General features: G+C 58.8%; 10 protein-coding genes and 1 tRNA gene. 3 read left to right on the top strand and 8 right to left on the bottom strand.

Going from position 1 to position 12880, the window contains the following annotated elements; all coding sequences use genetic code 11:
• Positions 1-15: 15 nt before the first annotated feature.
• Complete coding sequence (locus JQ848_RS16770) at positions 16-342, bottom strand: Arc family DNA-binding protein (protein ID WP_003440903.1); 327 nt, start codon at positions 340-342, stop codon at positions 16-18.
• 364 nt (positions 343-706) lie between these two features.
• On the opposite strand from JQ848_RS16770, the gene phnN reads away from it, so the two are divergent.
• Positions 707-1288 carry a phosphonate metabolism protein/1,5-bisphosphokinase (PRPP-forming) PhnN gene (gene phnN / locus JQ848_RS16765; RefSeq protein WP_003440906.1) on the top strand — a complete coding sequence of 194 codons (582 nt, stop codon included), beginning with the start codon at positions 707-709 and terminating at the stop codon, positions 1286-1288.
• Positions 1289-1329: 41 nt separating this feature from the next.
• Here the strand turns inward: phnN and JQ848_RS16760 are convergent, their stop codons facing one another.
• From JQ848_RS16760 to JQ848_RS16750, 3 genes are all read right to left on the bottom strand, one after another.
• On the bottom strand, positions 1330-1563 hold the full coding sequence (locus tag JQ848_RS16760; protein ID WP_003440910.1) for a hypothetical protein: 234 nt from the start codon (positions 1561-1563) through the stop codon (positions 1330-1332).
• A gap of 224 nt (positions 1564-1787) precedes the next feature.
• Positions 1788-2516: an aspartate/glutamate racemase family protein gene (locus tag JQ848_RS16755; protein ID WP_003440913.1), complete on the bottom strand. Its 729-nt coding sequence runs from the start codon at positions 2514-2516 to the stop codon at positions 1788-1790.
• Between the two features lie 53 nt (positions 2517-2569).
• Positions 2570-4108, bottom strand: a complete 1539-nt coding sequence (locus JQ848_RS16750) for an NCS1 family nucleobase:cation symporter-1 (protein ID WP_003440916.1) — start codon at positions 4106-4108, stop codon at positions 2570-2572.
• Between the two features lie 663 nt (positions 4109-4771).
• On the opposite strand from JQ848_RS16750, the gene JQ848_RS16745 reads away from it, so the two are divergent.
• Positions 4772-4848: transfer RNA gene (locus JQ848_RS16745), tRNA-Arg, on the top strand.
• 308 nt (positions 4849-5156) lie between these two features.
• Entirely contained in the window at positions 5157-6068 is a 912-nt protein-coding gene (locus JQ848_RS16740) for a bifunctional GNAT family N-acetyltransferase/nucleoside diphosphate kinase regulator (protein ID WP_003440918.1), read from the top strand.
• Positions 6069-6214: 146 nt separating this feature from the next.
• Here JQ848_RS16740 and JQ848_RS16735 read toward each other — a convergent pair whose 3' ends face one another.
• From JQ848_RS16735 to JQ848_RS16720, 4 genes are all read right to left on the bottom strand, one after another.
• Positions 6215-7711, bottom strand: coding sequence for an FAD/NAD(P)-binding protein (locus JQ848_RS16735; RefSeq protein ID WP_202210958.1), 1497 nt, complete (start codon positions 7709-7711; stop codon positions 6215-6217).
• 651 nt (positions 7712-8362) lie between these two features.
• A complete protein-coding gene (nhaA, locus tag JQ848_RS16730) occupies positions 8363-9571 on the bottom strand; it encodes a Na+/H+ antiporter NhaA (protein ID WP_202210957.1) in 1209 nt (402 codons plus the stop codon).
• Positions 9572-9755: 184 nt separating this feature from the next.
• Positions 9756-10937, bottom strand: coding sequence for a fumarylacetoacetate hydrolase family protein (locus tag JQ848_RS16725; protein WP_003440926.1), 1182 nt, complete (start codon positions 10935-10937; stop codon positions 9756-9758).
• A gap of 150 nt (positions 10938-11087) precedes the next feature.
• Entirely contained in the window at positions 11088-12872 is a 1785-nt protein-coding gene (locus tag JQ848_RS16720) for an IlvD/Edd family dehydratase (protein ID WP_202210956.1), read from the bottom strand.
• Positions 12873-12880: the final 8 nt, after the last annotated feature.

Below are 12880 nucleotides of genomic sequence, written 5' to 3'. Positions count from 1 at the left end.
TGTATCTGTATTGAATCAGGACGCGCTGGATGCTGCTTCGGCGTCGTGAGCAATCAGGGACACCAGCGCATTTTGCTGGCGATGGGAGAGTTGGCGGAAGCGTTGCAGCAGTTCACGCTCATGCAGGGAAAGCTCGGGGCTGTCCAGGCGCATGCTGAGTTCTTCACCCAGATTGCCTTCCTGAATAAGGCTTTGCTCCAGTCGGGCGATGATTTCAGAGTTCATGCTGCGGTGATGATCGCGAGCCACTTCGGCAATGCGCTCGCGCATTCCGTCTGGCAGGCGTACGACAAACTTGTCGGCCGTACGGCTTGAGTAAATTGCCTGTTTCAATGGGCGCATTATAGTTAACCGGTTAGTTCAGGGGAGCGGTTCTCGGAATTGGCCGCAGGATGTGGTTTAAGACCGTCCCTGTGGCCAAATGTTCAACCTGAATTGTTAAGAGGCACGCATCATGCCTTAAGTCCGCCACTTCCCTGGCGTCAATTCTGTGACAAATATTGAACCGGATAGAGGCTTTTTGCCAGTAACGATTATCGGAAATCTGCACTGGCTTGGGAAGCTGATAGTCGTGTTCTTCATCCGAAAGCAGCGCTGGCACGTTTTTTACGACGAATGCTTGAAAGCCGCTAGCCGGCCCTTATGTGTTTACGCATTCTGCGGGTGGCTCGGTTTACGGGCAGTCAGGTTCCGGGAGATCCAAATCATGCCAGGCAAATTGATTTATTTGATGGGCCCTTCGGGCTCAGGCAAGGACAGCCTGATTGATGCAGCACGACCTTATCTGCCCGAGCGCGGCTGTGAGGTTATCCGGCGAGTGATTACCCGCTCCTGCGAGGCTGTGGGAGAGGATGCGCTGGGGGTTTCCCGGGAAGTCTTTCAGTCTCTCAAGGAGGAGGGCGCGTTTGCCATGCATTGGCAGGCCAATGGCCTTGAGTACGGGATTCCGGCTCAGATCGACGACTGGCTCGATAGCGGGCGCCATGTACTGGTCAACGGCTCCCGCGGCTACCTCAAAAACGCCCGTGAACGTTACCCGGATCTGCTGGCGATCATGGTTTGCGTCGATACCCGGGTGCTGCACCAGCGTTTGCTGGCGCGTGGCCGGGAGACACCGGCTGAAATCAGCGCCCGTCTGCAGCGCAATCAATTGTTTCTCGATACCACTGATGAGCTGCAGGCAGAGCAGGTGTCGGTACTGAATAACTCGGCCACGCTGTCCCGGGGCGTTCAAGGTTTGTTGGCGCTTATTGATGCGAGCGTGGCCCCTGCTGCCCACTCGGCGTAACTGCGAGTCGACGGCCTTGCCCGGGTTGTTCAGGCGCTGCTTTAAAAAAACCAGCGCTCGTCTTGAATATTTGCGCTGGCCACGGGGAGTTCAGCCGTCAATCGAGGTGCAACCTGATCGGTCTCTGTCATCACAGCCAGTTGTGGCATGGGGGTCAGCGGTTTGTTGTAAGTGACCAGCTCGGCAGTCTGTGGGGCGGTGGGGGCTGGTTGAAAGTGAAAAGCCACCAGGACGGCAAGCCCAAGGGCGTTCAACAGTAAAAGAGTGCTGTTCATGGCGGTCATCTCTGAGGGCATGGACTGATTACTATTGATAGAGCACTCTTCGTGCCAACTTTTTTATAGGGTAAAACCCTTATAAAACAGCATCTTGAGTGGGTTTTTAAAGGGCGGATGATTGCAGATTGCAATGATGGCTTTTTGCTGTAGTGCAAATTGCACGACAGCTGCCGGCAGCACCCCGCCAGTCATGCCGTCATGGGCAAGTCAGCCGCCCGTAGCTATCGGCAGAACCGTGCCGCCCAGCCGGCAATCGCCTTGGGCCGGGGCGTTGCATAAGTGCGTACCTTGGACGTAGACAGCCCCAGGCGCACCAGTGATTCAGCAATGGTTACAGCAGCCGTCACGCCATCGATCACCGGCACTCCAGTGAGCTGGCGAATGCGTTCATCAAGCCCGGCCATCCCCCCGCAACCCAGGCAAATAACCTCGGCCTTGTCTTCGATAACTGCCAGTTCGGCCTGGCGAACAATGGCTTCCAACGCCTTGTGCGGTGACGCCTCAAGCTCCAGCACCGCCATGCCACTGGCCCGCACCGACGCACAACGATCCCAGAGCCCCGACAGCTTCAGGCGGTCCTCAATCAGCGGGACGGTGCGATCCAGGGTGGTGACCACCGAATAGGCCCGCCCCAAAAACATCGCCGTGCTCGCCGCCGCATCAGTGATATCCACCACTGGCACATCAAGCAGTTCCTGTAACCCCTCACGGCCGTGCTCGCCGTACCCGGCCTGGATGACCGCATCGAAAGGCCGGTCATAGGCCATGACACAGTCCATTACCGCGATGGCCGCCAGATAACTCTCAAAATTGCCTTCCACCGACTCTGCGCCGAAAGCGGGGGTCAGGCCGATGATCTCGGTGCCGGGCGCTGCCACCGACTGCGCCTGGCGGGCAATGGCCTGGGTGATGCTGTCAGTGGTGTTGACATTAACCACGAGAATTCGCATGGGCTCTCCTTGAAGTGAGGGGGGGCGGTCTGCACCAGGCAGACCGTGACAGATCAATGGCTGGCATTCTCGACGGCAATCGATTCGCCACTGACCTGGGCGTAATAGGGTTGGCGCTTGGCGATGATCAGATAGAGCATCGCCGCGATACCTGCACCAATCAGCCAGGAAAACGGCGAAACGGTGTGGAAGCCCGGGACCAGGGCCAGCACGATGGCGATCAGTGCGGCAGGAACGAAGGCTGCGACCGCACGTAGATTGACGCCATTGGAGTAGTAGTAAGTGCCGCTGGGGTCTTCGCTGTACAACGCCGGCACATCGACCTGACCTTTTCGTACCAGCCAGTAATCGACCATGATCACGCCATACAGCGGGCCGAGCAGGGCGCCGAGACCGGACAGGAAGTAAACGATCACCAGCGGGCTGTTATACAAATTCCACGGCAGGATCAGCACCGCAATGGTTGCACTGATCAGCCCGGCTCGGCGAAAGGTCAGGTATTTGGGCGCCAGATTGCTCAGTACAAATGCCGGAGCGACAAAGTTGGCCATGATATTCACGGCCACTGTAACGATCAGAAACGCCAGGCAGCCCAGCACCAGAAATAAAGTGTTGGGAATCGAAGCGATGATTTGCGTCGGGCTCTCAATGATTTTTCCATTGATCTGGAATTGCGCGCCGCACAACAGGACAGTGATACCGGCAAATACCAGAATGTTCACCGGCAAGCCCCAGAAATTCCCGACCTTGATCGTTTTGCAGCAGGGCGAAGAGCGGGAGAAATCGCTGAAATTAAGAATCATCGTGCCGTAGATCGCCAGCCACAGCGCGCCACCAGCAAACACGTTGCGCCACATTTCACCGGTGCTCAACGGCTCGCGGCTTGACCAGGCAATGGTGCCGTTGGCCTGAAAATACATCCAGCCGGCAAGACAGATCACCGTCAACAGAATCACCGGCCCGGCGAACGCCTCATAGCGCCGGACCATTTCCATGCCGTAGGCAAGAATCGCCAGCTGTACGAACCAGATGGCGACAAAACATAGCCAGCCCAGGCTCGACAGGCCAAGAATCGAGTTGTGGTCATACTCGGCAAACCCCGGATGAACCGCGATCAGCAACACCCGCAGCACCACCGATGCCAGATAGGTCTGAATCCCGAACCAGGCGATAGCGATTACTGCGCGTATCAATGCCGGAATTTGCGCTCCATGAATGCCGAAACTTATACGGCTGATCACCGGAAAAGGCACCCCGGTGCGCTGCCCCATATAGCCCGACAGGTTCATGAAATTGAACACCAGGGCCGCGCCGATTCCGAGGGAAAGCAAGATTTCCCAACCGTTCAGGCCCAGTGCGTACAGGCCGATGGCGAATGAGTAATTGGCAATGTTGTGCACATCGTTGGTCCACAACGCAAAAATACTGTACCTGCCCCAACGCCGGCCTTCGGTTTTGGTGGGGGCAAGGTCGCTGTTGTGCAAGCGCGGACTGAGCGCCAGGGTTGACGACACGCTGTCAGGAGCGAGGGCGGGGGTTGAAACCGGGGAAGGTAAATCCAGAGCGATGGTAGGGGAGAGTCTTGAACGCATTCTGGCAAGCTCCTGATACCTGCAGCGTGATGACTGTTCATGAGCACGGGCTCGACAAATCTTCGTCACGGCTAGCGAGAATCACTGGTTATGAAAGTCCGCGGTATGCCTGCTTGATGCCGCAGGCCACGAAGTAACGTGTACTTAGTTTTTGTCTGTTTTGTATACAAGTGACGTGTGGGTGTAAGCGATATTCATGCCAGCGAAAAATTGCGTGTGGCTATCAGCAGCGGAAGATTTCAAAGTTGCTATTTATCTGACTGAAAAATATGGATTTTATTTTTCAAGATTTCGAGCGGGAAGATCAGACGAGGGATAAAAGCATGGACGATTGGCGATGATGGCCATTTGCGGGGTTGTTACTTTTTGATGCAAAAAAGCAGTATTTGAATTTCTGGTGCACCGTTACGTGACATTTTGTATACGATTATTTGACCGTGCTCATGACCCTTTATCAGCAGCGGGGCGCCTGCAATTGATCGCCCCGGCGAGCCTGGGCAACGGCAACATATTCGGGGCAGGGCAGGACCTCTGTGGGTGCGAGACTTGTACGCGATGCTTGTGACAGTTAAAAAGCCAACGCACGACATGACAAATAAAGCCTTGCCCGTTACCATGCACGCCGTTGATCGCACCGCACACCGCGTGCAGTGCACATGATTTGTCTCAGTAGCTCAATTGGATAGAGCATCCCCCTCCTAAGGGGAAGGTTGCAGGTTCGAACCCCGCCTGGGACACCATACAATTCAAGACCTCCAGCTATTCTCGACTTACCGTGCAAACGACGGTGACAGCAAGGTGCCAGCTGCAGGCAAAAGAAAGCCCCGATCATATGTTGCTGATCGGGGCTTTTTTGTAGCCGGTGGTTAAGGGATTGTTACTGTTAGTCCTGAGTTTGGCCCCCGCCGGCAGAGCTGAACGGTGTCGAATGTCCTCCACCCTGTTCGGCATTACTCGCGTTATGTCTTAAGATAGCCGGTTGCCGAAAGAACCGTCATGGCCATAGCCATGAAGGGCTTTCATCCTTTTACAAATATGTGTGTTGAAGATGAACAAGCCTTTCGTTTCTCTGTGCCCTGAAATTACTCGGGCGCACGCGCTGACGCTGATGGATTGGTTGGAGGATGAGCGCGTTACCTGCTATCTGAGCGATTCGCGTCATGTCTCCCGCTCCATCGGGCAAGCTATCGATCGGACTCAATCGCCGATCCTGACCCATCTATTCAACCAGGGCGGCCGATTCTTCATGGCCTATGACCGGCATGACGCCCCGGTGGGCTTTGTCCGTCTAATCAAGACCGGGCCCAATTGCGAGATAGTCCTGGTCATCGGGGACAGTGACAAATGGGGCCGCAACCTTGGCGCCCGCACGATCCGCGAAGGCATGAAACTGGCCTTCCTCGATATGCGGGCCCAGAAGCTCATCGCCAAGATCCACCCTGACAACGGGCGCTCGCTGAAAGCCTTTGTGCGCAGCGGCTTTGTGCTCGAGAGCGAAACCCCGACATTGAAGTCATTTTCCATGACGGCGGGGCGCTATCGCCAGTTGTTGCGCGAAGGTGCCGTTGGTGACTCCACCAGGATCTACATCACTGAAATCGACAAGGCCAGGCTGGAGAGTCTGATCGTGCTCGAGCAAGGCCCGGCCGTGGTTGAACTCGAGCATGAGCTTGAGCGAGCCATTGTCGTCAAGCCGCAGCAGGTGGCGTGCAATGTCGTCACGATGAACTCCAGGGCCTTGCTGCAGCTGGACGACGAAGAGATCGAAGTGGCTCTGGTTTACCCTGAAGATGCGGACAGCAACGCAGGGAAGCATTCCGTCTATTCCGACATCGGCGCTGCCATTCTGGGTTATCAGGAGGGGGACGCCATCGACTGGCGAATTTCTGATCGCACCCGCCGGATCGAGATCAGGAAAGTGCTTTACCAGCCAGAGGCCGCGGGCCATTTCCACCTGTAATCGCCCCTTTTGCTCAGTTGTACCGCCGCCCTCGAAGTCGTGTGCGACTAGCAAAAAAAGGGCCTGTACAGGCCCTTTTTCAGGTGAATCGGTTTCACTTCATGGGTCATCCTTCGACGACTTGCGCAAACCTGTCTCTTTTGGCATCAAGCAGCACTCCCGATCTGGGGCAGCCGGCGCATGCTCTCGATAATCCGGTTTGCCATCGAGGTGACCACCACAAGGGCATTCGGGTGCCACAGCCGGGGTCTGGCCGGCGCGCCCAGGAACCAGATGCTCTCGTGCTCACCGAAGCTTTCATGGGCCCCTGCCATGGTCGGCAAGACAGTAATCGGCTGTCTTTGGCTGCGATCGCCGCGCATGTCCAGCTCAATCTTGCCGTCATCGCCCATGACATATCTGGACTGGTGGTAGCCAGTAGCCGAGACAATGGCGTCAAAGCGGTGGTCGCCTGCGGCCCAGTTCACCCGCCATGGGTGAGGGCGACCCTGGGAGTAGCCGATACGGGTTACTTCGCCGCTCTGCACACACAGAACACCGTCCTCCAAGTACTTCAGCAGCTTGCGTGCGTTGGGGAGTGCCAGTGCGGATATGTATCGGTAAAGCAGCTGCTCGAAGGCGGGATGGAAGCAACCCTCGAAATAGAGGTCACCCTTGCTGTGCAGCCGGTTGATGGCATGCATGAAATCAACCACGTATTCCTGCCAGTGACTGGCACCGCTGCCGGCAATTTCCACCTCCTCCCTTAGCCTGTCGACAACGCTTGATGCACGGGAGAACTGCAGGCTCCAGTCCTTGCCCAGGTTCTGGCGAAGCACCCTGGAGAAATAGTTCAGGTATCTATAGCCCATGGCCGGGCTGCAGGTCTGCGCTTCGTGTTGCTCCTGCTTCATTACTACTGCAATGGCCTCAACGTCGAATGCCGTTTTTGGACTGCGCATGAAGCGGGCGCGCACAGAGGGGAACTCTCCTGACGGCGATAGCATGGTCACTTGATGTCCGTCGCGGCACAGAACGATTGCACTGTCGATGGCCGAGAGCTTGCTACCCATGATGAGCACCCGGGAATTCTCAGGAATCATGGCCAGCATGCTTGCTTCAGGATAGGGGTTCTTGATGAAGCTCGAGTGGTTGAAAAAAGGCCGGGCAACTGCCGGTATGTGTGGCGGCCCAAACCCCGTACAGAACACCACATCGGTCGCCCTCAGTGAGGGGGCTGGCTTCATCTGCACGTCACAGAACTCAAGCTCGTAATGGCGATGGCCATGAACTTTCAATGCCTTGAACCTGCTGCAAACATACTGAACCCGTACTCCCTGCTCACGGGCAATGGCTGAGTACTGCAGAAACCGGCTGGCCAGATATCGGCCTACCAGAAACCGCGGGACAAAACTTTCGGCTGTAAAGGCGTAGCCCTCGCACCGCAGGTGCTCAAGAAAATCCAGCGGCATGTCGTGCAGCACCGACATGGTGTCGACCGAGGTATTACAGAGAATATCGTTGTCAGTATTTGAGAATGCTGCGCCCGGACCAATTGGCTGCGGATCGATCATGTAGATGCTTCGTGCCACTTGGGCTCTGACCGCAGCAATAAAAGTCGCGACGCCAGCAGCACCGGCGCCGACTATGGCGAGTGTATTCATGCAGAGGCTCTCCGAAAGGAGTAAGAACGTTGTCGCTGGCTACGAGCAGTGGCCAATCACGCAGGCGAAGCAGCATCGATCATTGCCCAATATCCCGGGCAGGGAATGATCTCGAAAATGCCGTGCCGCTCCGTACATTGCTCGTTACACCGCGCAGGTCTCGATGATTGATACGTGCCCGTATCAATGATGCGCTTCAGTCGCAGAGCTGCGCTGGCCGACAACGGTTCAACCGCTTTCCTGGTCCTCTCCCTTGCGCCTGCGATATCCGCCACAGTAGCGCCATCCGGGAACTCAAGGTGTGACCCATCGTTTGATCCGGAAAATGGAGTGCGGCAGCTTGGTTTTTAAGTGCTAAAGGTGATTGCTCTTTGCGAGTCATGTTCAATCCTCTCCTGAGTATTTGAAAACTGCGATCCTGCAGTTTTTTGCGAAAGCTACTGCCCAACATCAGCCTGTTCGCGAGGAGCGGGAGTCTAGTAGTCAGCCGGATAATGGCAAGCACCTGCCAAAAACCCCGAACCAGCAGCAGTAATGCTCAACCAGTCGCGCACTAAAAAGCCCCGCTCAGGTTCGACCTGGCGGGGCTTTGGCGGGAGGGAGCGGGTTACCCCGCAGGTGCGCCCGTGATCGGACGCACCCCGGCACGGATCAGGCAGATGCCTTTTGACGGCCGGCCTTCATCAGTACCACGACGCCGAGGATGGCACACAGGATGGAGCCCATCAGCACGCCGACTTTCACTTCATCCACCAGATGCGGGGCCCCCGGGAATGCCAGGGCGCCAATGAACAGGCTCATGGTGAAGCCGATACCGCACAGCAGTGCCACGCCATAGAGCTGGATCCAGTTGCTACCCTCGGGCAGTTTTGCCAGGCCAAAGCGGATGGCCAGGGCGGCCAGGCCGAAGACGCCCAGTTGTTTACCCAGCAACAGACCCAGAGTGACCCCGAGCGGTACCGGGTCCAGCAGGTCACCTGGGGAAATGCCGGCCAGGGATACACCGGCATTGGCAAAGCCAAAGATGGGGACCACGGCGAAAGCGACCCACGGATGCAGCTTTTCTTCGAGGTGGAGCAGAGGGGATTGGTGTTTGTGTTCCGTGTTACCCAGCGGAATGCACAGGGCAAGGATGACCCCGGCCAGTGTCGCGTGGATGCCCGATTGCAGCATGAAGAACCAGAGCAGGGCGCCGGCTATCAGGTAAGGGGCGAGTCGGCGCACACCGCAGCGATTGAGCACCACCAGCACCGCAACCACAGCCACGGAGGCCAGCAACATGCTGATGGACAGGCCGCTGGTGTAGAACAGGGCGATGATCAGTACCGCCCCCAGGTCATCGAGAATCGCCAGCGCCGCCAGAAAGATCTTCAACGAAACGGGAACCCGCTTGCCCAGCAGTGACAGTACCCCCAGCGCAAACGCGATATCGGTTGCCGCGGGGATGGCCCAGCCGCCGATAGTTTGCGAGTTGCCCCAGTTGACCGCGATATAGATCAGGGCCGGCAGCAGCATGCCGCCCAGTGCGGCAAACCCCGGAAGCGCGCGCTGGCTCCAGCTGGATAACTGGCCCGCGAGCATTTCACGCTTGATCTCAAGGCCCACCAGCAGGAAGAAGATCGCCATCAGGCCATCATTGATCCAGTGCTCGATGGAGAGTCCGGCGAGTTTGATTTGCAGGGTGGAGAAGTAGGCAGCAGCCCAGGGGGAGTTTGCCAGCAGCAGGGCTGCCAGGGCAGAGGCCATCAGGATCAAGCCGCCCGCAGATTCAGCGGCGAAAAAGCGCGTGATAAACGCGAGGGAGGAAGCAGACTTGCGGGTGTTTGCGGCTTTATCCAGACGCGAGGGTTCATGACTCATAGGTGCGGCGACTCCGCGATGGCGGCCCGACCTTCGCTAAATTAACCTGCCCTGCCGCGTTGTTGCGGTGGCACCCAGCGCCGGATATTACACGAAAAGGGTTGCGGCAGGTAACACCCGGGCCGTGATGGCGACGGCCCCGAGTGCATGGCGTGCATGCGCTCGGGGTGGCGACAGTCGTCCTTTACCCCAGCAAGCCCCGGCCCGCCAGATTTTTCATCAGCGCGGCCACGCCGAATGACCATTGCGGCGCCTGGTCGCTGCTGGTCACGCGGTTGTGCAGGGCGCCCAGCTTGCCGCTGGCAATGCTCACCACGTCGCCTTCCTTGTGGGTGAAACCCTGGCCCGGCTGGTCGCGGTCGTCGGTCGGGGCGAACAGGGTGCCGAGGAACAGCACGAATCCATCCGGATACTGGTGATTTTCATTGAGGGTCTGTTGCGCCAGGTCGGCCGGGTCGCGGCTGATCTGGCCCATGGAGCTTTTGCCATTGAGCACGTAACCGTCCCGCCCTTCGACGCGCAAGGTCACTTCGCAGCGGCGTACATCGTCGAGGCTGAAATGTTCGTCAAACAGGCGAATGAACGGGCCGAGTGCGCAAGAGGCGTTGTTGTCCTTGGCCTTGCTCAGCAGCAGTGCGCTGCGCCCTTCGAAGTCACGCAGGTTGACGTCATTACCCAGGGTTGCACCATGAATCTGCCCCCGGCTGTCGACGGCCAGCACCACTTCCGGTTCCGGGTTGTTCCAGCTGGACCCGGGGTGGACACCGATTGCGTTGCCGCTGCCCACGGCGGCCAGAATCGGTGCCTTGGTGAAGATTTCGGCGTCGGGCCCGATACCGACTTCCAGATACTGCGACCACATGTTTTGTTCAATCAATACCTGCTTCAGACGCATGGCCTCGGGCGATCCGGGGCGCAGGTCGCGCAGGTTGTCACCGATCACCTCTTGCACCAGGGCGCGTACCTGCTCGGCCCTCAGGGCATCGCCCCCGGCTTTTTCCTCGATCACCCGTTCGATCATGCTGGCGGCAAAGGTGACCCCTGCGGCCTTGATCACTTGCAGGTCAGCGGGGGCCAGCAGGCAGGGTCTGGCCGGGTCGCGCTGTTCGCCACTGTTGGCCAGCAGATCCTGGATCGTCCCCAGGGAGTGACCGCTGATTTCACGTACTGCCTGTAACGGATTCTGTGTATCCAGCAGCAGGCTCAGGGTCGGGAACTGTGCGCTGCAGTCAATGACTTCACCGTCACGAATCACCACCACCGCCGGACCGCCGCGTACACCCGGCAAGCACACACGCCCGACCAGCGTCGCGCGCTGCCAGTCCTCAGGCAGGGAATTTTCAATGCTCAATTGCAGCGGGTTCATAAGGTCATTCCTTGAATTCATGGTGTAGCCCATAACCCGTTCCACCTCTGTAGGAGCGAGCTTGCTCGCGAGCGCTTACAAGATCAAAAGATCGCGAGGCAAGCTCGCTCCTACAGGGTTCAGGGTTCAGGGTTCCAGGGGGTTCATTGTTTAATGGGAGTGGCGCGGCGGGCCGTTTTCCGGGATCACGCGCCAGTACAGGGTGGCCGGCTCCAGGCAGCCGCCGGTAGACAACTGGCCAACCAGTTGGCGATAGAGCTCCTGCCACGGGGTTTGCGACGGCGCCAGTGGCGGCAGCGGTTCCTGGCGACGGGCGTCGAGTTCAACTTCGTCCACCAGCAAATTGACGCTGCGGGCATTGAGGTCGACCCGCAGCCGGTCGCCGGTACGCAGCAACGACAAGCCGCCGCCCACCGCCGATTCCGGGGACATGTTGAGAATCGATGGGCTGGCCGAAGTACCGCTCTGGCGACCGTCACCCAGGCATGGCAACGAATCGATGCCGGCCTTGATCAGCGCCGAAGGCGGGGCCATGTTGACCACCTCGCCACTGCCCGGGAAACCTACAGTACCGCAGCCGCGAATCACCAGAATGCAGCGCTCGTCGATGTCCAGCGACGGGTCGTTGATTCGCGCCTGATAGTCCTCCGGCCCCTCGAACACAATGGCCCGGGCTTCGAAGCTGTTGGGTTGCAACGGATCGCTGAGATAGGTGCTGCGAAAGGCTTCGCCCACCACTGACATTTTCATGATCGCGCTGTCGAAGAAGTTGCCGCTGAGCACGATGAAACCGGCGCGATGCATCAGCGGGTCTTCGTACGAACGGATCACGTCGCGGTCGCCGGTGACGGCGTCGGCCACGATCTCGCCCATGCTGCGGCCACTCACCGAACGGCAGTCGCGGTGCAGGCGACCCACCTTGTCCAGTTCATGCATCACCGCCGGCACGCCGCCCGCACGGTGGAAACCTTCGCCCAGGTATTCACCGGCCGGCATGCAGTTCACCAGCAAAGGTACGTTTTCGCCGACCCGCTGCCAGTCTTCCAGCGACAGGTCGATGCCGCTGTGGCGGGCAATCGCAATCAGGTGCGGCGGGCAGTTGGTGGAGGCCCCCAGTGCCGAGGCCACGGCAATGGCGTTCTCGAATGCAGCGTGGGTCATGATGTGCGAGGGGCGAACATCTTCACGCACCAGATCGACGATACGCATGCCGGTGGCATAGGCCATTTGCCCGCGCTCGCGATAAGGCGCCGGAATGCTCGCGCAGCCCGGCAAAGACATGCCCAGGGCTTCGGCCAGGGCGTTCATCGACAGGGCGGTGCCCATGGTGTTGCAGTGGCCGACCGAGGGTGATGACGCCGTGGTCAGGGTCATAAACCCTTCGTAATCGATCTCTCCGGCGCTGAGCAGATTGCGCGCATGCCAGAGCACAGTGCCCGAACCGATGCGCTGGCCTTTGTGCCAGCCGTCGAGCATCGGCCCGCCGGACAGCACGATGGACGGCAGGTCGGTGGTCGCCGCCGCCATCAGGCAGGCCGGGGTGGTCTTGTCGCAGCCGGTGGTCAGCACCACACCATCCAGCGGGTAACCGTGCAGCACTTCCACCAGGCCCAGATACGCCAGGTTGCGATCCAGAGCGGCAGTCGGCCGGCGGGACTGCTCGGCAATCGGGTGCACCGGAAACTCCATCGGAATGCCGCCCGCATCGCGGATGCCATCCTTGACCCGTTTGGCCAGTTCGATGTGATGCCGGTTGCAGGGCGTCAGGTCGCTGCCGGTCTGGGCGATCCCGATGATCGGCCGCCCCGATTGCAGTTCGGCGCGGGTCAGGCCCTGGTTCATGTAACGCTCTACGTACAGCGCAGTGAGATCGGCATGGCTGGGATCGTCGAACCACAGCTGACTGCGCAGGCGGCGAGGGGTTGATTCGGTCATGACAGGCT

This window comes from Pseudomonas paraversuta, assembly GCF_904067025.1.
Classification (GTDB): Bacteria; Pseudomonadota; Gammaproteobacteria; order Pseudomonadales; family Pseudomonadaceae; genus Aquipseudomonas; species Aquipseudomonas paraversuta.
This window is presented reverse-complemented; position numbering and strand designations above follow the sequence as displayed.

Excerpts from the sequence above, each read along its gene's own strand:
- JQ848_RS16770 (WP_003440903.1), bottom strand. The coding sequence starts at position 342 with ATGCGCCCATTGAAACAGGCAATTTACTCAAGCCGTACGGCCGACAAG.
- phnN (WP_003440906.1), top strand. The coding sequence starts at position 707 with ATGCCAGGCAAATTGATTTATTTGATGGGCCCTTCGGGCTCAGGCAAG.
- JQ848_RS16760 (WP_003440910.1), bottom strand. The coding sequence starts at position 1,563 with ATGAACAGCACTCTTTTACTGTTGAACGCCCTTGGGCTTGCCGTCCTG.
- JQ848_RS16755 (WP_003440913.1), bottom strand. The coding sequence starts at position 2,516 with ATGCGAATTCTCGTGGTTAATGTCAACACCACTGACAGCATCACCCAG.
- JQ848_RS16750 (WP_003440916.1), bottom strand. The coding sequence starts at position 4,108 with ATGCGTTCAAGACTCTCCCCTACCATCGCTCTGGATTTACCTTCCCCG.
- JQ848_RS16740 (WP_003440918.1), top strand. The coding sequence starts at position 5,157 with ATGAACAAGCCTTTCGTTTCTCTGTGCCCTGAAATTACTCGGGCGCAC.
- JQ848_RS16735 (WP_202210958.1), bottom strand. The coding sequence starts at position 7,711 with ATGAATACACTCGCCATAGTCGGCGCCGGTGCTGCTGGCGTCGCGACT.
- nhaA (WP_202210957.1), bottom strand. The coding sequence starts at position 9,571 with ATGAGTCATGAACCCTCGCGTCTGGATAAAGCCGCAAACACCCGCAAG.
- JQ848_RS16725 (WP_003440926.1), bottom strand. The coding sequence starts at position 10,937 with ATGAACCCGCTGCAATTGAGCATTGAAAATTCCCTGCCTGAGGACTGG.
- JQ848_RS16720 (WP_202210956.1), bottom strand. The coding sequence starts at position 12,872 with ATGACCGAATCAACCCCTCGCCGCCTGCGCAGTCAGCTGTGGTTCGAC.